The sequence below is a fragment of the Nostoc piscinale CENA21 genome, from assembly GCF_001298445.1.
GTDB classification, from domain to species: Bacteria; Cyanobacteriota; Cyanobacteriia; order Cyanobacteriales; family Nostocaceae; genus Nostoc_B; species Nostoc_B piscinale_A.
The window spans coordinates 6,856,801-6,879,012 of record NZ_CP012036.1 but is presented as its reverse complement, the minus strand read 5'-3'; the positions used below and the strand labels follow the sequence as shown (position 1 = coordinate 6,879,012).

General features: G+C 39.9%; 13 protein-coding genes and 3 pseudogenes. 9 read left to right on the top strand and 7 right to left on the bottom strand.

Annotation, left to right across the window (positions count from 1 at the left end; genetic code table 11):
- Positions 1-79 precede the first annotated feature (79 nt).
- From ACX27_RS29575 to ACX27_RS29550, 6 genes and pseudogenes are all read left to right on the top strand, one after another.
- The gene (locus tag ACX27_RS29575; RefSeq protein ID WP_062297793.1) at positions 80-361 is read left to right on the top strand and encodes a PAS domain S-box protein; all 282 of its coding nucleotides are present in this window, start codon (positions 80-82) and stop codon (positions 359-361) included.
- A 560-nt stretch (positions 362-921) separates the two neighbouring features.
- Positions 922-6,294, top strand: a complete 5,373-nt coding sequence (locus ACX27_RS29570; protein WP_062297791.1) for a trifunctional serine/threonine-protein kinase/ATP-binding protein/sensor histidine kinase — start codon at positions 922-924, stop codon at positions 6,292-6,294.
- Positions 6,295-6,367: 73 nt separating this feature from the next.
- Positions 6,368-6,718 (top strand): annotated as a pseudogene (locus ACX27_RS29565) (hypothetical protein); the annotation flags it as partial.
- Positions 6,719-6,746: 28 nt separating this feature from the next.
- Positions 6,747-7,340, top strand: a complete 594-nt coding sequence (locus ACX27_RS35930; protein ID WP_062297788.1) for a hypothetical protein — start codon at positions 6,747-6,749, stop codon at positions 7,338-7,340.
- Positions 7,324-7,926: pseudogene (locus ACX27_RS35100) on the top strand (sensor histidine kinase); the annotation flags it as partial. The gene ACX27_RS35930 and the pseudogene ACX27_RS35100, both read left to right, overlap by 17 nt.
- A 77-nt stretch (positions 7,927-8,003) precedes the next feature.
- Positions 8,004-13,394, top strand: coding sequence for a trifunctional serine/threonine-protein kinase/ATP-binding protein/sensor histidine kinase (locus tag ACX27_RS29550; RefSeq protein WP_062297786.1), 5,391 nt, complete (start codon positions 8,004-8,006; stop codon positions 13,392-13,394).
- 47 nt (positions 13,395-13,441) lie between these two features.
- On the opposite strand, the gene ACX27_RS29545 is transcribed toward ACX27_RS29550, so the two are convergent.
- Positions 13,442-14,098 carry a DUF3386 domain-containing protein gene (locus ACX27_RS29545; protein ID WP_062297784.1) on the bottom strand — a complete coding sequence of 219 codons (657 nt, stop codon included), beginning with the start codon at positions 14,096-14,098 and terminating at the stop codon, positions 13,442-13,444.
- 113 nt (positions 14,099-14,211) lie between these two features.
- Here ACX27_RS29545 and ACX27_RS29540 point away from each other — a divergent pair.
- Positions 14,212-14,878, top strand: a pseudogene (locus tag ACX27_RS29540) (LuxR C-terminal-related transcriptional regulator).
- A 16-nt stretch (positions 14,879-14,894) separates the two neighbouring features.
- Positions 14,895-15,512 carry a hypothetical protein gene (locus ACX27_RS29535; RefSeq protein ID WP_062297783.1) on the top strand — a complete coding sequence of 206 codons (618 nt, stop codon included), beginning with the start codon at positions 14,895-14,897 and terminating at the stop codon, positions 15,510-15,512.
- Positions 15,513-15,731: 219 nt separating this feature from the next.
- Here ACX27_RS29535 and ACX27_RS32095 read toward each other — a convergent pair whose 3' ends face one another.
- The 4 genes from ACX27_RS32095 to trpS form a co-directional block, all read right to left on the bottom strand.
- Positions 15,732-15,914: a hypothetical protein gene (locus ACX27_RS32095; protein WP_144427561.1), complete on the bottom strand. Its 183-nt coding sequence runs from the start codon at positions 15,912-15,914 to the stop codon at positions 15,732-15,734.
- Positions 15,901-16,830: a methylenetetrahydrofolate reductase gene (locus ACX27_RS29530; protein WP_062297781.1), complete on the bottom strand. Its 930-nt coding sequence runs from the start codon at positions 16,828-16,830 to the stop codon at positions 15,901-15,903. Before ACX27_RS29530 ends, ACX27_RS32095 begins: the two co-directional genes overlap by 14 nt.
- A gap of 142 nt (positions 16,831-16,972) precedes the next feature.
- Complete coding sequence (locus tag ACX27_RS29525; RefSeq protein ID WP_062297779.1) at positions 16,973-17,926, bottom strand: hypothetical protein; 954 nt, start codon at positions 17,924-17,926, stop codon at positions 16,973-16,975.
- A 316-nt stretch (positions 17,927-18,242) separates the two neighbouring features.
- Complete coding sequence (trpS, locus tag ACX27_RS29520; protein WP_062297777.1) at positions 18,243-19,250, bottom strand: tryptophan--tRNA ligase; 1,008 nt, start codon at positions 19,248-19,250, stop codon at positions 18,243-18,245.
- Between the two features lie 396 nt (positions 19,251-19,646).
- On the opposite strand from trpS, the gene ACX27_RS29515 reads away from it, so the two are divergent.
- A complete protein-coding gene (locus ACX27_RS29515) occupies positions 19,647-20,393 on the top strand; it encodes a DsbA family protein (protein ID WP_062297775.1) in 747 nt (248 codons plus the stop codon).
- 187 nt (positions 20,394-20,580) lie between these two features.
- On the opposite strand, the gene ACX27_RS29510 is transcribed toward ACX27_RS29515, so the two are convergent.
- Together ACX27_RS29510 and ACX27_RS29505 are read right to left on the bottom strand one after the other, a co-directional pair.
- Positions 20,581-20,952: a hypothetical protein gene (locus tag ACX27_RS29510; protein WP_062297773.1), complete on the bottom strand. Its 372-nt coding sequence runs from the start codon at positions 20,950-20,952 to the stop codon at positions 20,581-20,583.
- A 78-nt stretch (positions 20,953-21,030) separates the two neighbouring features.
- Positions 21,031-22,197, bottom strand: coding sequence for a glycosyltransferase family 4 protein (locus tag ACX27_RS29505; RefSeq protein WP_062297770.1), 1,167 nt, complete (start codon positions 22,195-22,197; stop codon positions 21,031-21,033).
- Positions 22,198-22,212 lie beyond the last annotated feature (15 nt).

The following is a 22,212-nucleotide window of genomic DNA, read 5'->3' as shown; positions in this document are numbered from 1 at the left end:
TTAAGGGCATACTACCATAGCTCTTAAAATTCTTACAAAATCTATCTAAAGATGGGAGTTAGAAAAATCTCAACAAAGATTGCAAATCATCATTCAACAAACACCAGTCGCTATCTTAGAGTGGAATACCAAGTTTAAATTTCAACATTGGAACCCAGCCCTCGAAAAATTATTTGGCTATACACAAACAGAAACTTTAGGCAAGCATTTGCGTATAATTATTCCTAAAGAATATCCCGCTTATGTAGATGATGTTGCTACTGCAATTTTGAATCAAAATGGCAGTTCTCATGCGATTAACAAAATATTACTAAAGATGGTCGACAGATTACTTGTGAATGGTTTAATGTCCCAATGTTAGATACAAATGGTGAGGTTTGTGGTGGTGTATCAATTGGTTTAGATATTAGCGATCGCGCATCAAATTGTCGAATAATAACATAACGGTAAAATCACGGTTAATTCGATTTTACGAGAGGGAAAAGAATTCGTAATTTCACTGCCAATTATATAGGAGGTGACAGGTGACACAATTAAAAGTGGTTTACTGATATCCTCAAAACCTTGGCTACTGCTATAGCAGTTTGGAAATCTAAATTCTGAATTATGGTGTATTGTCACATTTTAAAGAATGGATATCAGCGTCCAAGGCTGATCGGATATAGCAATCCTAAATGATTGACAAACATCTTGCTTCCTTGTCTACTCTGTCCTCCTTGTCTCTGTTGTCTGTGTTGTTCACATATCAAATAGGAATGCTATATTGCCTGATTACTCAATTCAGTAGTTAATGATTTCTTTAGCTAAGTATTAGTGATTCTAACTCTAACAAATGGGAATACTAAGCTTATCTAAACTTGCTGCGCGTGGTTTCATCCATGTAGAGAAGCAACCACCCAAAGAAACTAGAGGTATATATCAATGACTACTGAGTTTCAGACACCCGTCATTCCTGGATATCAAATTAGCTCTCAATTGTATGCAGGTTCTAGAACCAGAGTATATCGCGCTATCCGTCAATTTGATCAACTGCCAGTAGTCATCAAACTTCTCACTTCCGAATATCCCAGTTTTCACGAGTTATTGCAATTTCGTAACCAATACACGATTAGCAAAAATCTGCAAATTCCGGGTATTATTTGTCCCTTGTCATTAGAGACTTATGGGCATGGTTATATTTTAGTGATGCCGGATACAGGAGCGATCGCTCTGCGGGAATATATCAAAACCACGACTCTTTCTTTAGCAGAATTTTTAGCGATCGCTATTCAACTCAGTAATATTCTCCACGATTTACATCAACACCGTGTTATCCACAAGGATATCAAACCTGCTAATATTCTGATTCATCCCTACAGCAAGCAGGTACAATTAATTGACTTTAGCATTGCTTCCCTGTTACCGCGAGAAACTCAAGAAATCAAAAGTCCCAATGTTTTAGAAGGCACACTTGCTTATATTTCCCCAGAACAAACCGGGAGAATGAACCGGGGTATTGATTACCGCAGTGATTTTTATTCTTTGGGTGTGACTTTTTATGAACTGTTGACGGGGACTTTACCGTTTATCTGCGATGACCCAATGGAGTTAGTACATTGTCACATTGCTAGAACATTAATTTTGGGTAACAAAGTAGATATTCCCCAGGTAATTGCAGATATTGTGATGAAATTAATGGCGAAAAACGCCGAAGATAGATATCAAAGTGCTTTGGGATTAAAGCATGATTTAGAAACTTGCACTCAGCAATTACAACATACTGGTACAATTACTAATTTTGCCATTGGACAACGGGATATTTGCGATCGCTTTCTTATTCCCGAAAAACTCTACGGACGCGGAGCCGAAGTGATCAGCCTCTTGCAAGCCTTTGAACGGGTTGCTAACGGTACATCTGAAATGATGCTGGTTGCGGGATTTTCGGGAATTGGGAAAACCGCCGTCGTCAACGAAGTGCATAAACCCATCACCCGCCAGCAAGGCTATTTCATCAAAGGTAAATTTGACCAGTTCAATCGAAATATTCCCTTATTAGCGTTTGTCCAAGCTTTGCGCGATTTGATTGGGCAGTTATTATCCGAATCAGATACCAAATTAAATCAATGGCGTAGCAAAATTCTCGCGGCCTTGGGCGACAATGGACAAGTTTTAATTGAAGTTATGCCAGAACTCGAAAGAGTCATTGGTAAACAACCACCTGCACCAGAATTATCGGGAACAGCCGCCCAAAACAGATTTAACTTATTATTTCAGAAATTTATTGCCGTCTTTACCACCGCCGAACATCCATTAGTGATGTTCATTGATGATTTGCAATGGGCAGATTCCGCATCTTTGCAATTAATTAAACTGTTGATGGCAGATAAAAATTATCTGTTATTGTTGGGGGCTTATCGAGATAATGAAGTTTCACCTACCCACCCGTTAATATTAACAGTTGCGGAACTCCAGCAAGTTGGCAGAACCGTAAATACAATTACTCTTGCACCTCTAACTGTGAGTGACACCAATCAGTTAATTGCCGATACACTGCATTGTACAACTGAGCGATCGCTCCCCCTGACAGAATTAATTATCCGTAAAACCAAAGGCAATCCCTTTTTCATCACCCAATTTCTCAAAGCCTTACACGAAGATGGAGAAATTAAATTTAACCGTGAACAAGGCTATTGGGAATGTGATATTGCTCAAATTAATGCCTTATCTCTCACCGATGATGTGGTTGAGTTTATGGCGCAGCAATTACAAAAATTGCCTGATGAAACTCAACATATTCTCAAGTTAGCTGCTTGTATTGGCAATCAATTTGATTTAGCTACCTTAGCAATTGTTTCGGAACAATTACAAATGGAAGCGGCGACAGCTTTGTGGAAAGCTTTACAAGAAGGGTTAATTCTGCCCCAAAGTGAAGTTTATAAATTTTATCTCAGCCACGAACAAGCAAATCAAAACAACCACAAAATTGAGAATTTAACTTATAAATTTTTACATGATCGCGTCCAACAAGCTGCTTACTCTTTAATTCCTGACCTGCAAAAACAAGCAACTCACCGCAAAATTGGGGAATTAATTTTAAATAATACCCTAGAATCAGAGTTAGACTCCAGGATTTTTGATATTGTCAATCAATTAAATATTGGCATTGAATTAATTACAGAAGCATCCCCAAGACAAAAATTAGCCGAGTTAAACTTGCGGGCGGGACATAAAGCCAAAGTGGCTACCGCATACTCGGCGGCTGTGAGTTATTTAAACACAGGTTTAACGCTCCTCACAGAAAATTGCTGGCAAAATCAATATGAATTGACTCTGCAAATCTATGAATCTTTAGCAGAATCAGAGTATTTAAATACTAATTTTGCTCAATCTAAATATTTCATTGATCAAACTTTGTTATTGGCGCGTCAACCACTCGATAAAATCAAAGTTTATGAAATTCAGATTTTAGCTTACACTGCCCAAAATCAACTGCTAGAAGCCATCAATACAGGTAGAGAGGCGTTGAATTTACTGGGTGTTGATTTCCCGGAAGATTGTGATTTTGAGACGATGATTGCCCAACATCAACAACTCAAAACTATTTTAGGCGATCGCCCCATAGAATCTCTCGCAAATTTACCCATTCTTCAAGCACCTGATCAATTGGCTGCGATGCGAATCTTGGTAGGTTTATTTGCATCTGTGTATTTAGCCAAACCGCAGTTGTTACCTTTAAAGATATTCACAATGGTGAAAATCTGTATTCAATCTGGTAACTCTCCCCAAGCGGCCATAGCTTATAGTTTATATGGCTTATTTTTATGTGCGACTGGGGAAATTGAACGCGGTTATCAATTTGGTCAACTAGCAACTATTATTTTAGAGCGATTGCAAGCCAAAGAATTAACTAGTAAAGTAAATCTGACTTTTGCTTTATTTATTAAACATTGGCGAGATTCATTACGTTCCACATTACCTGTATTTTTATCGGGTTTGACCAGTGGTTTAGAACATGGAGATTTAGAATATGTTGGTTATTGTGCTAACTGCTATTGCCAATTTTTATTTTGGACAGGTGAACATCTAGAAACTGCCGAAGCAGAAGCCGATAAATATTGCCTACTCATCGAAGATATCAAACAAGAAGCTTCGTTAATTTGGGCAAATACCTGGCGACAAACAGTGATCAATCTGCGTGGCAAAGCCGAAAATGTCATGATTCTGGTTGGTAAGAGTTTTGATGAAACTGTGACTTTGCCTGCTTTAATTCAAAGTCGCAACGTCAACGGTATTTGCTATGTTTATCTAGCAAAACTCTTACTCTGTTATTTGTTTGGGGAGATTGAAACTGCGAGAGAATACGCCAACAAATTTGAAGAATATGAACAAGGCGCGGCGGGTTTATTAATTACTCCACTGAAGAACTTTTATCAATCTTTGAGTCTATTATCAGAGTATTCTAGCCCAGATACTCTCACAACAACTGTTGATTTAGAGAAAGTTGCCAAGAATCAACAATCTATGCAGATATGGGCTGCTCATGCCCCGGCGAACTATCTGCATAAGTTTCAACTGATAGAAGCTGAAACTTATCGGGTATTAGGAAAATACTATCAAGCCGGTGATTTGTACGATCGCGCGATCGCCCTCGCCCAAGCCAATGGCTACCTCCAAGAACAAGCCCTCGCCTATGAATTAGCAGCGAAGTTTTACCTCGCTTGGGGTAAAGAAAAAATCGCCGCAACTTATATGCAGGAAGCTTACTACTGTTATGCTCATTGGGGTGCAGAAGCTAAAACCAAAGATTTAGAAAGTCGTTACTCTAATTTACTGCGTCCCATTTTTCAGCAAGCCACAGCAATTCTTAACCCCTTAGAAACCCTGGCGGCTGTGACTAGTTCTCATGTCTCAATTCATAATGCCACTACAGCCTCTTCTAACACCAGTCTAAATCTAGCTTTAGATTTTGCCGCTATTATCAAAGCCTCGCAAAGTCTCTCCAGCACAATTCAATTAGATGATTTACTGTCTCAATTAACACAAATTATTCTGCAAAACTCTGGCGCTGATCACTGCGCCTTGATGTTACCCAACCGTGAGGGAATCTGGCAAGTGAGGGCGATTGCCACAACCGACACTACAGAACTTTGTGCTGAACCTTTAGAGAATAATCCTGATGTGCCAGTCAAGCTGATACAGTACGTCAAAAACACCCAAGAAGTTGTGGTGATTGACAATCTCAAAACTGATTTGCCTGTAATTGGTAATTATTTAACTCAGCGCCAACCAAAAAGCGTATTGTGCTTGCCAATTCTCAATCAAGGTAATTTAATTGGGATTTTGTACTTAAAGAATCAGTCTAGCAGTGGCGTGTTTACAAGCGATCGCATCTTGATTCTTAACTTCCTGTGTACTCAAGCCGCCATTTCCCTAGAAAATGCCCGCCTCTATCACCAAGCCCAAGAATATGCCCAACAGTTGGAACAATCCCAACTCCAGATAGTACAAAATGAAAAAATGGCATCTTTAGGTAACCTAGTCGCCGGGGTTGCCCATGAAGTTAATAACCCCATTGGCTTTCTTTACGGCAGTATCCGCAACGCCCAAGAATACACCCAAGATTTAATCGGGCATCTAGAACTGTATCAACAATATTATTCTGAACCTGCTGACCCAATTCACAAGAATGCCCAAAATATTGACTTGGAATTTTTAATCGAAGATTTACCCAAGTTACTGCACTCGATGACAGAAGCAACTGAACGGATTAAATCAATTAGCAACAGTCTGCGTACTTTCTCCCGTGCAGATACAGTCAATAAAGTCATAGCTAACATCCATGATGGTATTGATAGCACTTTAATGATTTTAAAATACCGTCTGAAAGCCAATGAACAGCGCCCCGCCATTAACGTTCAGCAAGAATATGGTCACATCCCAGAAATTGAATGTTTTCCCGGACAGTTAAACCAAGTGTTTATGAATATCTTGGCTAATGCCATTGATATGTTTGATGAAATGGCGCAAACGCGCACATTTGCCGAATTACAAACTCATCCCCAAGAAATTACTATCCGTACTTATGTAACTACCAATCAAGTTTATATCCATATTCGAGATAACGGCAAAGGTATGAGTGCAGATGTAACAAGTCGCATCTTTGACCATTTATTTACTACCAAGGGAGTCGGTAAAGGTACGGGCTTAGGATTAGCGATCGCCCGGCAAATTGTCGAAGAAAAGCACGGCGGTAAAATCACAGTCAGTTCTGTTTTGGGCGAAGGTACAGAGTTTATTATCCAACTGTCAGTGTAAATTTTTACGTCATTATAGAGTAAAGTTGATCATTCGGGAATACTAAATCGATAGATTTTGAAGATTTAGAGATATGATTGACACTCTTGTGAAGATTCCCGGATATAGCATCAGCGAACAACTCTATAATGGCTCCCGAACCCAAGTTTATCGAGGTCATCGAGAAGTTGATCAACAACCAGTAGTCATCAAATTACTGAAAAATCCTTATCCCAGCTTTAACGAACTTTTGTTGTTTCGCAACCAGTACACAATTGCCAAAAATCTCCACTCTCCCCTGATAGTCCAAAACTACAGTCTAGAACCTTGCCAAAATGGTTATGCACTAGTTATGGAAGACTTTGGGGGGATTTCTCTTAACAAGTGGGGAACTAGAGAAGCCCAACAATCTTTAGAAGAATTTTTAGTGATAGCGATCGCTCTCAGAGCTTGGGGTAGATTTATGGAAGGCATTGCAAGAAGGATTAATTCTACCGATTAGTGAGGTCTACAAATTTTATCAACCCTCTAAACTGAGTTCAGAAGCTCCCGCTTCGACGGTAGGATATGCCCTGCATGGCATGATACTGTGTTCCTTTCTGGGCGAAGTCAAAACAGGCTACGAGTTTGGTAGATTAGCACTCTCGTTGCTGGAGAAGATAGATGCTCAGTCTATGAAGTCTATGACTCTAGATTTGTTTGGAGCTTTCATCCAACATCAGCAGCAAGCACTCAGAGCAACGCTATTGACGTTCAAAGATGGCTACACCAGTGGCATAGAAACAGGCGATTTTCTTTACGCAGGCTACAACATAGTAGGTTACGCCTGTAATGAGCTTTTTGCAGGTGTAGAGGTGGACGCATTATCATCCGAATTGGCTACTTACAATGCTGTCCTGGCTCAGATGAAACAAGAATCTACGCAGATTTATTTGGATCTGCTGTTGCAAACGCTGGACGACCCATATATCATGCGTCAGCAACCTCAGAGTATTTTGTGCTGCCCGATTTTGCATCAAAGTAAGTTGATAGGTATTTTATATCTAGAAAATAGAAGACTTACCTAAAACAATCGATGCAATGGTCATGGCGTGCGACAGGTTGAAAAATGTTAGCACTAGCTTGCGGACATTTTCTCGCGCTGACAAAGACTACAAAGTACAATTTAATCTCCATGAAGGCATTGACAGCACAATTTTAATTCTCAAGCATCGCCTCAAAGCCAACGAACAACGCCCAGCCATTGACGTAATTACTAATTATGGTGATTTACCTCAAATTCATTGTTTTCCTGGACAATTGAATCAGGTGTTTATGAATATTCTCGCCAATGCTATTGATGCACTAGAAGAAGCAAATATTGGCAAGAGTTTTGCAGAGATTAAAGCTTATCCTAACCGCATCACAATCACAACATCAATTATAGATCATCAGTACGTAAAAATATCAATTGCTGATAATGGCAAAGGAATGAGTGAAGAACTCCAAGAAAAAATATTTGACCATTTATTTACTACCAAGGGAGTCGGTAAAGGGACGGGCTTAGGATTAGCGATCGCCAAACAAATTGTCGAAGAAACCCACGGCGGAAAATTGTATTGCAACTCTGTTTTGGGTGAAGGTACGGTATTCCTTATTGAACTTCCAGTATAATTTACGGCTATGTTTAGTAAATAACTTCAGATATCTGGGAATACTAAATCTTGAAGTCTCAAGAACTTATTAATAATATGATTAGTACAACAGTCAATATTCCCGGATATATCATAACTGAAGAACTTTATAACGGTTCCAGAACAATAGTTTATCGAGCAATTCGAGAAACTGACTCATTACCAGTAGTCATTAAACTACTGAAAAATACTCATCCTAGTTTCCGCGAACTCTTGTCATTTCGGAATCAATACACCATCGCCAAACATCTCAACTCGCCTTTAATCGTCCAAATTTATAGTCTCGAACCTTACCAAAATGGTTATGCGTTGGTGATGGAAGACTTTAGCGGTATTTCTCTTAAAGCGTGGAGAGTCGGGGTTAAAGAACAATCTTTGCAGGAGTTTTTAGAAATTGCGATCGCTCTATGCAATACCTTAGATATACTCTATCGAGAGCGCATTATTCATAAAAATATTAAACCTGCAAATATTTTAATTAATCCCGCAACCAAACAAGTTAAATTAATTGATTTTAGCATTGCATCTTTACTACCACGAGAAACCCAAACATTAGTTAACCCTAATGTTTTAGAAGGAACGCTAGCTTATATATCTCCAGAACAAACAGGGAGAATGAATCGTGGGATTGATTATCGCACAGATTTCTATTCCCTTGGTGTAACTTTTTATGAATTATTTACAGGAAAGTTACCTTTTCGAGCTAATGAACCAATGGAATTAGTACATTCTCATTTGGCAAAATTGCCAGAAAAGTTAAGTAATCCCAAAACAGAACTTCCTTCTGTTCTGGGTGAGATTGTCATGAAATTGATGGCGAAAAATGCTGAAAATAGATATCAAAGTGCATTAGGATTAAAGTTTGACTTAGAGAATTGTTTACAGCAGCTAGAAGCAATTGGTGAAATTAAATCCTTTGAAATATCAACAAGGGATGTGTGCGATCGCTTCCTGATTCCTGATAAAATTTATGGACGAAAAGCTGAAGTTCAAACGCTGCTGCAAGCATTTGATAGAGTAAGTTTTGGTGCAACTGAAATGATGCTCGTTGCTGGGTTTTCTGGAATTGGTAAAACTGCGGTTGTCAATGAAGTGCATAAACCAATTGTCAGACAACGCGGCTATTTTATCAAAGGCAAATATGACCAATTTCAGCGCAACATTCCCTTCAGTGCTTTTGTGCAAGCATTCCGGGATTTGATGGAGCAATTATTAACAGAAAGTGATGTACGATTCCAGCAATGGAAAACTAAAATCTTAGAGGCTGTTGGTGAAAATGGACAGGTAATTATTGAAGTAATTCCCGAACTGTCAAGAATTATTGGTGAACAACCACCAGCAATAGAGTTATCAGGAACAGCAGCAGAAAATCGCTTTAATTTATTATTCCAAAAATTTACTCAAGTCTTTACCAGTGCATCGCATCCCTTAGTCATATTTTTAGATGACTTGCAATGGGCAGATTCGGCATCGCTCAAGTTAATGCAGTTATTAATGGCTGATACAAGCCATCTTTTTATTATCGGTGCATACCGTGATAACGAAGTTAATCCAACACATCCATTGATGTTGACTTTAAATGAAATCACTAAATCACAAGCAAAGATTAATACGATTACTTTAGCACCATTGAGTCAAGTGCAAGTAAATAAATTAGTGGCTGACACACTCAAATGTTCAGAAGATGTAGCATGGCATCTTTCCGTATTGATTTATCAAAAAACTAAAGGAAATCCATTTTTTGCCACACAGTTTCTCAAAGCATTACATCAAGATGGATTAATTCAATTTGACTTTGAAATCGGCTGTTGGCAATGCAATTTATCAGAAGTGACAGCTCAAGCAGTTACAGATGACGTTGTAACTTTTATGAGTTGGCAACTGCAAAAATTACCACTATCAACACAAGATGTCTTGCAGTTAGCTGCTTGTATTGGTAACTCTTTTGATTTAGCAACTTTGGCAATTGTTTCGCAGCAATCAGAAATTGAGACAGCAGCGGCTTTATGGAAAGCTTTGCAAGAAGGGTTGATTTTACCAATTGGTGATATTTATAAGTTTTATGTCGGGAAAGAAAATCAAGCACGTACATCGGAAAATCAACTGATTGTTACATACAAATTCTTACATGACCGAGTACAGCAAGCAGCTTATTCTCTGATTCCTGATGACCAAAAACAGACGACTCACTACCAAATTGGACAACTGCTGCTAAAACAGATTTCTGCACAAGCAAGAGAAGACCGGATTTTTGAAATCGTCAACCAATTAAATTACGGCACAGCTTTAATTAGCGAACAAACTCAACGCGATGAACTAGCACAACTGAATCTGATTGCATCTCGCAAAGCCAAAAATTCCACCGCTTATCAAGCAGCACGTGAATATGCCACAGTAGGATTGTCTTTACTAGGACAAAATACTTGGCAGCAGCAGTATGAAATGACCCTCGCCTTGCATGAATTAGCGGCAGAAGTAGCACTGCTAAATGGTAATTTTGAGGCGATGGAACAGTTTATTGATACTGTCATTGAACAGGCACATTCCTTATTAGAAAAGGTGAATGTTTACTGCATTAGAATTCAATCTCAGATTTTTCAAAGTAAATTGACTTGTGCGATCGCACTTGCTCAACCAGTCTTACAACAGCTTGGTGCCACTTTTCCCCAAACACCCACACCATCAGATTGGCAACAAGAAATCCAAGAGATTGAAGAACTGATTGGAGATCGGCAAATTGCCGATTTGGTTAACTTGCCACAGATGCAAGATGCAGAAAAACTCGCTATTCTGAAGATTTGCAATATCATCAGCCCAGCAGCTTACCTTACTGGTTCACCGTTGTACCCATTGCTGAATACTTTGTCCGTTAAACTCTCGATTCAGTACGGTAACACATCGAATTCTACTTTCGGCTATGTGAACTATGGTAATATTCTCTGCAATTTCTTCCAAATCGTAGATACAGGAACACAGTTTGGTTCTCTGGCACTCCAGATTATTTCAAAACTCGATGCCAAAGCAAGTAAAACCGAGATTTTGATGATTTTGGGGATATTTATTGTACATCGCAAATCTCACATTCAAGAAACACTACCCCTTTTGCAAGAAGGTTACACCAGTGCCTTAGAATTTGGAAACCTGGTACTTGCTGGGTATAATGGACACACTTTTTGTCTTAATTCTTTTTGGTGTAATCAACCCCTGGCTACTTTAGAGCAGGATATGAGCGCCTACTGCCATAGTTTGATGCAAATAAATCAATTGACAACCGCAAATTATTGTCGGATTTATTGGCAACCAGTTTTAAATCTGCTAGGTGTTGGAGAACATACCACATTTTTGTCTGGAAAAGCCCTGGAAGAAACAGAATTTCTCCAACAGCTACAGTCTGCCAATGATGGATATGGATTGTATATTTTCCATTTATATAAATTAATGCTTTGTTTCTTGTTTGGAGAAATTGAGCCAGCGAAAAATCATGCTATTGAAGTCAGGCGCTATTTTATGGCTGGTGCGGGATTAGTCACCGAACCAGTATTTTATCTTTATGATTCGCTGCTGACTTTGGCACAATTGAATCCAGAATTAGATGCAACATCAGCTGCATTGCAGAGTGTAATAGAAAACCAAACCCGTTTACAGCGATGGGCGGATCATGCACCCATGAATTACCAGCATAAGATGGATTTGGTAGAGGCAGAAAAATACCGAGTATTAGGCAAGAATTATGAAGCAGGGGATTATTACGATCGCGCTATTTCGCTTGCTAAAGCCAACGGCTATATCCAAGAAGAAGCCTTAGCTAACGAACTAGCAGCTAAATTCTACCTTGACTGGAGTAAAGTAAAAGTTGCCGCAGGCTATATGCAAGAAGCTTACTATTGTTACGCCAAATGGGGTGCAAAAGCCAAAGTTGCCGATTTAGAAAAACGCTATCCCCAACTACTTGCCCCCATATTACAGCAAACTCGTTCCACCCTCTCAATTAACGAAACCATCATCCCCTTGGGGACTGTCACCTCAACCAGTTCTGCCACTTCTAACAGCAGTATCTCAGATACCCTAGATTTAAAGGCGATTATCAAAGCTTCTCATACTATCTCCAGTGAAATCGAACTGGAAAAATTGCTGGCATCGTTACTGAGAATTGTTATCGAAAATGCCGGGGCTAATAAATGCGTGTTAATGCTGTTGCGAGACTCGCGCCTGCTAATTAAAGGGTCAATTACCCAGGGAACACAGCCAGCAGTGTTGCAGAGAATTCCTGTTGAAGATAGTCAAGACATTCCCCACAAACTAATTTATAAAGTCAAGCACAATAATCAAACTGTTGTCCTGATGGATGCGACAACAGATCCCACCTTAGCCAACGATCCCTATATAGTGCGTCAACAGCCGAAAAGTATCTTGTGTAGCCCGATTCTGCATCAAGGCAAGTTGATCGGAATTTTATATTTAGAGAATAATTTGGTCACAGGGGCATTTACAAGCGATCGCGTCGAACTGCTCAACTCACTCTGCGCTCAAGCTGCTATTTCTCTAGAAAATGCCCGACTTTATGAACGTTCTCAGGAATATGCCCAACAGTTAGAACAGGCATTACACAACTTGCAAAATGCACAATTACAAATTGTTCAAAGTGAGAAAATGTCTGCTTTGGGTAACTTAGTTGCTGGTGTCGCTCACGAAATGAATAATCCTTTGGGTTTCATTGCTGCCAGTATCAAACAAGCTAAACCCACCATTACTGATATTTTTGCTCACTTAAAACTCTATCAAGAAACTTTTCCAAACAAGAGTGAAGAAATTGAAGACCATGCCGAATCAATTGACTTGGAATATAGCTTAGAAGACTTGCCCAAAATGCTTGATTCTATGACTTTGGCGTGTAACAGGCTGAAAAACATTAGTACTTCACTCCGCACTTTCTCTCGTGCCGATCGCGATTACAAAGTGCCATTTAATATTCACGAAGGTATTGATAGTACTATTCTCATTCTCAAACATCGCCTTAAAGCTAACGAACAACGTCCGGCGATTGAAGTTGTCACCAACTACGGTAATTTACCGCAAATTGAATGTTTTCCTGGGCAACTAAATCAAGTGTTTATGAATATTCTTGCTAATGCTATTGATGCTTTAGATGAGTCGAACATTGGACGAAACTTGGCAGATATTCAAGCCAATCCCAACCGCATTACTATTACCACTGACCTAGCAGATTTTGGTGTCAAAATTGCCATTGCTGATAATGCTCAGGGAATGAGTGAAGAAATTAAACAAAAGATATTTGACAATTTATTTACTACCAAAGCCGTCGGAAAAGGTACGGGGTTGGGATTGGCTATAGCAAAACAAATTATCGAAGAAACTCACGGTGGTAAATTGTCTTGTCACTCTGTTCTAAGTCAAGGTACAGAATTTATCATTGAAATTCCTGTATAAAAAATATACGCCTCCATTGGAGGCGTATATTTTTTGGAAAATTCAGCTTAAGCAGCCGCAGGTTCTAACAATTTAATATTCGAGAAAATAAACTCTTGAATATTTAGATGTCCGTTAACTTCGGTGCGAATTTCCCGACGGTTGAGAATAAAGTAATTACCTACCTTTTCATATTCATCGGTGAACTCACTTCTACCACCTTTTTGTTCACCAGTTTTGGGGTCATGGTAAACAGAATCATAAGTGTGAGACAAGTAACCTTCGCCAGTGTCGTGGCTGCTGAAGGTGTTGATGGTGACGACAACGCCATGAATTTGACGGTGAACCAGGCAAACTTCGTTATTGCGGACTTTATATTTATCACCAGCAGCCTTACCACCAACTATAATTTCAACTGCATCAGTTAAGTCGGTGTCACCATAGCTAAAGGTGTTTTCGCTGTGGGTTTGTTCAAAACTGCGACGGACACGGTGAATAGCAATTTCCCAAGCTTGACCGTGAATTGCTTTTTTGACTTCCTCGTCTTCTACTCCGAGAACTTCTGCTTTGAGTTCAGCATTGATGATTACTTTACCTGTAGTAACTTTATCGTCATACTTATAGGTAACATCTGCGGTGTAACCGGGGAAATTATTATCCCATGTGTAACGGTTTTCATAAGCAGCCCGGAAAAGTTCCTGAGCAGAGAGTTTGGTAACTGTCATGTGCTTCTCCTAGCGTATCCAGTGATAATAGCGTTTTACTCTTGCTGGTATTAGCATAGATGTAATTGTTGAGTAGAGCATAGTCCCCAATGGGGTACACTTTGGGTACACTTATGGCTAATTCTCTTCATGCTGTATTTCATGCGATCGCTAGTGTCCAAAACGAGCAAGAATTGCATCTGGCTCTCAAGGATAAGATTAGCGACCATTTTGGCGTACAGCATTGGGGTATTTATCTTTTAGATGAGCAAGTAGCTACAGAAATCGATATTCCCGCTATTCCCTCAGTGTGTTTAGAAGGGAACCCTGTAGGACGCTACGTAGTTGAGCGCCACGCTCCCGCCCATGAGCAATTATTATTATCTCCAGGCGATTGGAAAAATTTTTTGCTCTCGTTCTGACCACGAACACGTGATGACAGGGCCAATTGTTTGTGATGGTCAGTTAGTTGGTACTTTACACTTAGCACGCGATCGCGGCAAGCCTGCTTTTGATGGCAATGATTTAGCTGATTTGAGTGCTGTATGCTTGCATTTGTCTGCTAAACTCGCTACTTTAAGGGCAAAACCCACAACTTCACCTTTAGTTAGTCGCCTGACACCACGCGAGTTAGAAATCGCGGAATTAGTAGCCCAAGGTTTAACTAACGCCGAAATTGGTGAAAAACTCTGGATTACGCAAAACTCAGTTAAGCAAGCTTTAAAGCGGATGTTTCGCAAGTTAGAAGTATCAGCACGGGCAGAAATGGTGGCGAAGTTACAGGATGTTTTAGTTTCCTAGAGAATGATGAATTAATATGACTCGCCCACCAATTCTTCAACCTGGTGCAAGCTATACCTTTAGCAAATATTTTGAATTACCTTACGCGCCAGCCGATATTCTTGCAGAATTTGATTTTAAATATGAACGCAAGCGGCTGGACTTACCAAGATATCAAGATAAACTCAATTGTTTAGAATTTTTGAGCCGTTATCTGCAAAGAAATTTAACCTATGTCAACCCAATAAGTGAAACAGCAAGACGAGAAGTATTAATCGCACCCACACTACTAGAAGTTTGTGCCGAAACTTATGCTCAATTAAATATTGAATATCCTGTTAATGTGAACGAAAAATTAAAAGGAAGCTTTGACTATTACATTAACAGTAATGTGGGAATGTTAGTAGTTGAAGCTAAACAATCTGATTTAGGTCGAGGCTTTACTCAATTAGCAGTTGAATTAATTGCTCTTGACCAATGGACAGAATCAGCAACACCAATTTTATATGGTGCAGTCACAACAGGAGAAGACTGGCGATTTGGAATATTGCATCGTCAAAAAAAGATAATTTATCAAGATTTAAAACTTTATCGCGTCCCTGAAGAATTAGAGAACTTGCTGCGAGTTTTGGTTGGGATTATTGTTACAAGTTGACATTGATGAAAGCAATAATTTTCAGCCTCACGCAAAGGTAAGGCAGCGCGTTAGGGAGACACTGCGTTGTGGAGGTTCCCTCCGTTGAAACAAGTGTCGTCGGGTTTCCCGACTTGTAGACGCGCTCTGCACGGTTTCTCGCAGAGTAGCGACTGCCGCGCAAAGATGAAATAGTACGGAATTATGAGCTTGTTCTTCTTCTATAAAAATTGATTAACCCTAATCAAGTGACAAGTATTTTAATCCGTCAAATTTCAATTGCATAACTAACTGCAACCACCCCGGCTTTTTTGTACAGTCGGGGTGATTTTGCAGCTGATCAAACATCTGGCTCAACAATAAGCGATCGCACTCTCCGGTAAAGTCAGAAATGCGATCGCTTAACTTTTTACTTCGCCACAACCAAATTAACTGGTGCAATTCCCGCCAAATCCAAAATCTTGGGAATCAAATCTTCCCGCTTCACTGCCATAATATGGACACCATGACATAATTGCCTTGCTGTTTGCACTTGTTCGGCAGCAATTTTGACACCTTCTTCTAGTGGGTCTTTGGCTTTGGCTAATCTATCAATAATATGTTCGGGTATATTTACACCTGGAACGCACCTATTAATAAATTGAGCATTTTTCGCTGACTTCAACAGAAAAATCCCGGCTAAAATTGGTTTGTTGTGTACAGAAGCTATCTTGTCCATGAACTTTTCTAGTCTTTCAAAATCAGTGATTAATTGACTTTGAAAAAATTGCGCTCCGGCTGCGATTTTGCGTTCAAAGCGGCTTTGTAGACCTGACCAACTACCACATTGGGGGTCTACGGCTGCACCGACAAATAAATTTGTTGCGCCATCGGTCAAGGGTTTATCGTTGCAATCAAAACCTTGATTGATTTTTTGAATTAGTTGCAATAATCTTACAGCTTCTAAATCAAATACACCCTTCGCATCGGGATGATCGCCTGCTTTTACTGGGTCGCCTGTTAAAGCTAAGATGTTACGAATACCCAAAGCATGAGCGCCCATTAAGTCGGCTTGTAAGGCAATACGGTTGCGATCGCGGCAAGCCATCTGACAAATTGGTTCAACACCGTTTTGTAATAAAATTGCTGAAGCCACCAATGACGACATTCGCAACACAGCGCGGCTACCATCAGTAATATTGACAGCATGAACTCTCCCCTTAAGAGTCGCCGCCATTTCAATCATGTGAGTTGGATTTCCCCCTTTTGGGGGTGCTACCTCGGCGGTAACTAGAAATTCCCCTGCTTGCGCGGCTTTACGGAAATAATTTAAAGCAGTACAGCTATGGTTATCTTCCATAACGTTATTCTTTATGTTCTTTTTAAGCGTATAACGAATTACACCTTAAAGAACAAGGGGCAGAATTGGGAAGTGGGGAGTATAGAGGAAGTGAGTCACAACTACCCCCTACACCCTTTTCATACTCGTGCTTTGCTCACGCTCAAGTCGAGACGCTTTCTAGTAGCTTCTCAGCACTACCCACTTTATACCAAGCTTCGGGAATCAAATCATAATTACCTGCTTGTTGTGCGGGAAAATCACCAGCTTCTATTCTGGCAATAATTTTGGGTAAAGCAGCAATAAATTCTGGGCTTCTATCTTTAGGGTGTAGCGTCCACGCCGCAGGATTGGTTAAGTTTGCCCGAAAATAATCTGTCTGTTTTAGTTTTTCCGTTACCATAACTTCCCAAGAATCTAACTTACCTTTACCCGTAAAATTACCCAGAACCGTTTTTAATTGCGTGGGTAAGTTATTCATCCATTTTTTGTTGTAGTTATACCAAATTATAGGTAGAGGCAGAAGCTGATCAAACCGCCGACAATTTATTAAATAAACTCTACTACCAAAAGTTCTAAAAATATCATAAGGCTCTGATTTTTTCTTATATGTGGGCGGGCCAGCAAGTGGTCTTACAAACATCATTTCGGGATTTTCTATCATTAATTGAATTGCTTCTGTAATCCAATTATGATTAGGTTTTTGGTACATTAACATATCACTATCGAAGTGCAACATATAATCACTTTTACATTTTTCGATGCTAAAAGCAGAGCCTAAAATTGGATAGCCTTTATAGTTGTGAGTAAAGCGAATTTGTGTACCAAAATGTTTTTTGTAAACTTGCTTATGATAATTTCTATCGTAGTTTATATCGACGATACGATCCACAACACCTAATCGCAGTAACTGTTCGGCACACTCGCGCAATTCTTTCATTGTGCCGATAGAAGGACGAGTTAGTTTGTCTCCGGTTAGTGCTGCTGTGTCAATAGCTAAAACTTTTTCCTCAAAAGGAAAATTATTTACTTTTACTAAATGAGGAATTGTTTGTAAAATAAAAGATGTATCTGGACGCGCTACAAAAATCCACAATGAACAACTTGGATTTGTCACACTAAAAATACCTTGATTTTATAATTTTTATCTGTTCCCAGAATATATACTAATACGTAGGTATAGAGCTAATTTCTAAATTAGAGTAAAGTTAGAATAAATTTTTTGTTTTGTCAGGGTTATGGTAATTTGCGCCAATCCAGCGTCTATTCACTGTAAGTCTTGCGCCACAATGAATTGGAAACCCTAAAAACCTGCATCTATCAGAATTAAGAAGTGGGGAAGGAAAACAATGATCATTCTTCCCCAGCACTCACTAGTTAGAAAGTACGTAAGTGTAAACTTAAGTACAAGCTTCGCTATAGGCCATGACGAACTATACAGGCATAGAGTAGCCTAACGCTGCTTTCACATCTGCTAAAGTTTGATTAGCGATCGCTTGTGCTTTTTCCCGTCCATCACGCAACACAGACTCTAAATAACCTTTGTCATCCATAATTTGCTGATATTTTTCTTGGATGGGTTGCAAAGCATTAATTGTTGTTTCTGTCAATAAAGGCTTGAATTGTCCCCAACCCATATCTTGGCATTCCGCTGCTACTGCTTCTTTAGTCTTGCCAGACAACAACATATACAAAGTTAACAAGTTATTACATTCTGGGCGTTCTGGATCATCAAAAGTTAAACCCCGTACAGGATCAGTTTTGCACCGCTTAATTTTATTCGCAATCTGGTCTGGTGGATCTAACAGATTAATCCGGCTTAACTCTGACGGGTCAGACTTAGACATTTTGCGTGTCCCATCAGTAAAACTCATCACCCTTGCGCCATCTTTCCGAATCAAAGGATCTGGTAACTTCAAAACTGGTTGATCCTTAGCAAATTGATGATTCAATCGATTAACAATATCCCTTGTCAGTTCTATGTGTTGCTTTTGGTCTTCACCCACTGGCACTTTATCAGCTTGATAAAGCAAAATATCAGCCGCCATCAGCACTGGGTAGATTAACAAACCTGTACTAACGTTTTCTCCTTGTTTAACAGCCTTTTCCTTAAACTGAATCATGTCTTGTAGCCAGTTTAGGGGAGTGATGCAGTTAAGCAGCCAAGCAAGTTCACTGTGTGCGGAAACGTGGGACTGGACAAAGATACTGGAGTGGTTTAAATCAATCCCACAGGCCAGGTAAAGCGCGGCGATAGTGTAAGTATCTGCCGCCAAAGACGCTGGATTATGCGGTACAGTAATCGCGTGTAAATCCACTACACAAAAGAAATTTTCATACTGGTCTTGGATTTCTACCCAGTTGCGAATTGCGCCTAAGTAGTTACCTAAGTGCAGATTACCAGTTGGTTGAACTCCTGACAGCACACGCTGCTTACCCATAAATTCACTCTAGTTCTTGCTAAATGTTCATGCACGTATTCATCCCTATGATGCCGTGTCACACGGCATTATAGACTTTTTATGCGTCAAAGGTGGCAAGATAGCAATTTCTCTCCAAAACAGTAGTGTGTGTTACGGTGATCAAAGGATTTGAGCTTTTGAAAGCATGAGAATTAGCCGTAACGCACCGATATATACGATGCGTTATCAGTAATCCTTAATTTTTAATTAAGTAGAAATCTCAAATTCAGATCAATATTCCAGAAAGAACACAAGGCTGTAACCCTCTTTAATTCTGCTTTATCTCAACAAGAAATATTTACAATCCCCTACTTTTTAACTTTACAGACAGTAGGTAATACTTAAATAGTGCTAGACCACTTTCAGTATTTTGATATGCGACAATTATTTCAGTATCTACGTACCTGGGTCATCGTCTGCCTGCTGTGTTTGGTCTTAGGCTGGACACTACCTGCACAAGCAGCTACCGACATAGACTCTAAACTCGAAAAGCAAGTTTTAGAAATTATCCGTAACAATCCACAATTCGTTCTTAACTCTCTGCAAGAGTATCAACTGGCTAAACAAGAAAAATTACAGAAAGTCCAACAAGCTTTTTTAGATGATTTAAAATCTAATCCAGCAAATATCATTGGCGAATCACCAACAACTGGTGCGACTAAATCCAAAACTGTGCTAGTTGAGTTTTCTGATTTTCAATGTCCCTACTGTGCTGAAGTACATAAAACTCTGAAATCAGTAGTAGACAAGCACAAAGACGAGTTGACATTGGTTTACAAGAATTTTCCTTTGACTGGAGTCCACCCAGAAGCATTCCCCGCAGCGCAAGCGGCTTGGGCTGCTAAACAACAAGGTAAGTTCTGGGAATACCATGATGCTTTATTTGAAAATCAAAAGCAACTAGGTGAAACCTTATACGTTGATATTGCGAAAAAACTAAATCTCAATTTGGTGAAGTTTGAGAGCGATCGCAAATTGGCAAAAACAGCTATTGAAAAAGACCTCAAACAAGCGAATGATTTAGGTATTGCTGGTACACCATTCCTCGTCATCAACACTGATAAATACACTGGTGCAGTCCAAGCAGCAGATATTGAAGCAAGATTGGGTAGTGCTAGTTAAATAGACGGAATTTACACACAAAGATTGTAAACAGTGGGTGTAAGGGTGTAGGAGTGTATGTATCCAAAACCTTTACACCCTTAATTTTTTGTACCAAAGAACCACAAAGGACGGGTAAGACAAGAAGTTATAGCAATCCTATCTCTCCCTTGTCTCCCTAATCTCCCTACTCCTAAAGACTTTTTCGTTAATCTTCCAATGATTGGGCTTGTACTTCTACCGCAGTCACATCAATTGTGCCTTCTGGCGCAAAGCGTTGGAAGTGACCTTTCTGGACTGATAGCTGTTCGCCACAGTTAGGACATTGTAATTGGCTATTGTTCAACCCAGTAAATTCGTAGGCGCAGACGGGACACTTGTCAGTCACTAAGTTGCGTTGTAGCCACCAGCGAAATCCAAAGAAAGCGACTACAGGCGCTAGTGACAGCAGTGCAAAAAGGATAAATAAAGATTTTACTAACCAACCCAGTCCCAATGAACCTAGCAACCAGATAACTGCTAAGAAAGTGAGCAAAGGGCGGAGATTTAGCATATTCAATTGTGAATTGTTAAAGCTCATTTTTTAATTACAGTCTTGCTCTCTTTCTAGGATAGCGAGTTTAGAGATGGTCAATAGTCATTTGTCATTTGTTATTGGTTAAGATGTTTTTACTAACACTGCAAGCTGCTGTTTAAAGGCTGCTGTCCCGAAATGCGCGATCGCTTGTTCTCGCAACCACTTACCATCACAGCGTTGATCATTCTTTTGTAAAATTTCAATACAAGCGGCAGCGACAGCATCAGCATCACGATGTGGCACTCGCCAGCCTAGTTTACCATCTTGTAAAGGATCAGCCGAGCCATCTGCATCACCCGATAAAACTGGGATACCACAAGCCATTGCTTCGAGATAAACAATCCCAAAACCTTCTTGAGAAGGCATGATATAAGCATCTGCTAGACGGTAGTGGGCGATTAAGTCTTCTGTGGGGACAAAACCCGCAAACACGACGCGATCGCTTACTCCCAAATCTTTGGCTAACTGGGCTAATCGCGGTTGATCATCACCACGCCCAATCACCAAATATTTCACTTCTGGGAAAGCCTGGGCGATTTGAGGTAAAGCCCGAATTGTGACATCTACGCCTTTGTAAATATCACCTGACCACAGGCGTGCTACTGTCATCAATACTTGAGCATCTGTTAAACCATACTTCTCGACTAATTCTGGTAATTTTTCCCCTGGGGTAAATTTATCACCATCAATTGCACAAGGCAGCATTTTCACTTTGTCGGGGTCAATCCCATTCGCAGCACAAGCGCGATCGCGGCTGTAACGGCTGATTGTCCAAATTTCGCTGGCGGCGGCGAGTGCGCGGCGTTCTGAATTTTTTAAGGGTTCCCAGACTTCTTTCCCGTAGGTGAGGACTGTGTAGGGAATACCTAACGGCTGACAAAGAGTTTGGATTAAGATGGCGAGTTTAATATGACCACAAAATACTCGTTGGGGGCGTTTTTGTAAGAGAAACTTTAATAAAGCCCCGGCCATCGCCATTCTGCCGATTTGCTGCGACTTATTTTTAAAATAATGGAATTTTACACTCTGAGAAACAAAAGGATTGGCACAGTCTGGACTATCTCGCAGGACAAATACATCTGTCTTGTAACCTGCATTCAACTCTGTATAAGCCTGAAAAATATCTTTGACATAAGACTGAATCCCTCCTTCACAGCCAAAAACTTCGATAAACACGAAAAACTGGTGCGGAGTTTGGTGAACTTTGTTAATCTCTTGTGGTTTTTCTTCTGTTAAATCAGTCAGCATTTAAGTTTTTATTGA

Coding starts and splice junctions, on each gene's coding strand:
- ACX27_RS29570 (WP_062297791.1), top strand. CDS start 922: ATGACTACTGAGTTTCAGACACCCGTCATTCCTGGATATCAAATTAGC.
- ACX27_RS29550 (WP_062297786.1), top strand. CDS start 8,004: ATGATTAGTACAACAGTCAATATTCCCGGATATATCATAACTGAAGAA.
- ACX27_RS29545 (WP_062297784.1), bottom strand. CDS start 14,098: ATGACAGTTACCAAACTCTCTGCTCAGGAACTTTTCCGGGCTGCTTAT.
- ACX27_RS29535 (WP_062297783.1), top strand. CDS start 14,895: ATGACTCGCCCACCAATTCTTCAACCTGGTGCAAGCTATACCTTTAGC.
- ACX27_RS29530 (WP_062297781.1), bottom strand. CDS start 16,830: ATGGAAGATAACCATAGCTGTACTGCTTTAAATTATTTCCGTAAAGCC.
- trpS (WP_062297777.1), bottom strand. CDS start 19,250: ATGGGTAAGCAGCGTGTGCTGTCAGGAGTTCAACCAACTGGTAATCTG.
- ACX27_RS29515 (WP_062297775.1), top strand. CDS start 19,647: ATGCGACAATTATTTCAGTATCTACGTACCTGGGTCATCGTCTGCCTG.
- ACX27_RS29510 (WP_062297773.1), bottom strand. CDS start 20,952: ATGAGCTTTAACAATTCACAATTGAATATGCTAAATCTCCGCCCTTTG.
- ACX27_RS29505 (WP_062297770.1), bottom strand. CDS start 22,197: ATGCTGACTGATTTAACAGAAGAAAAACCACAAGAGATTAACAAAGTT.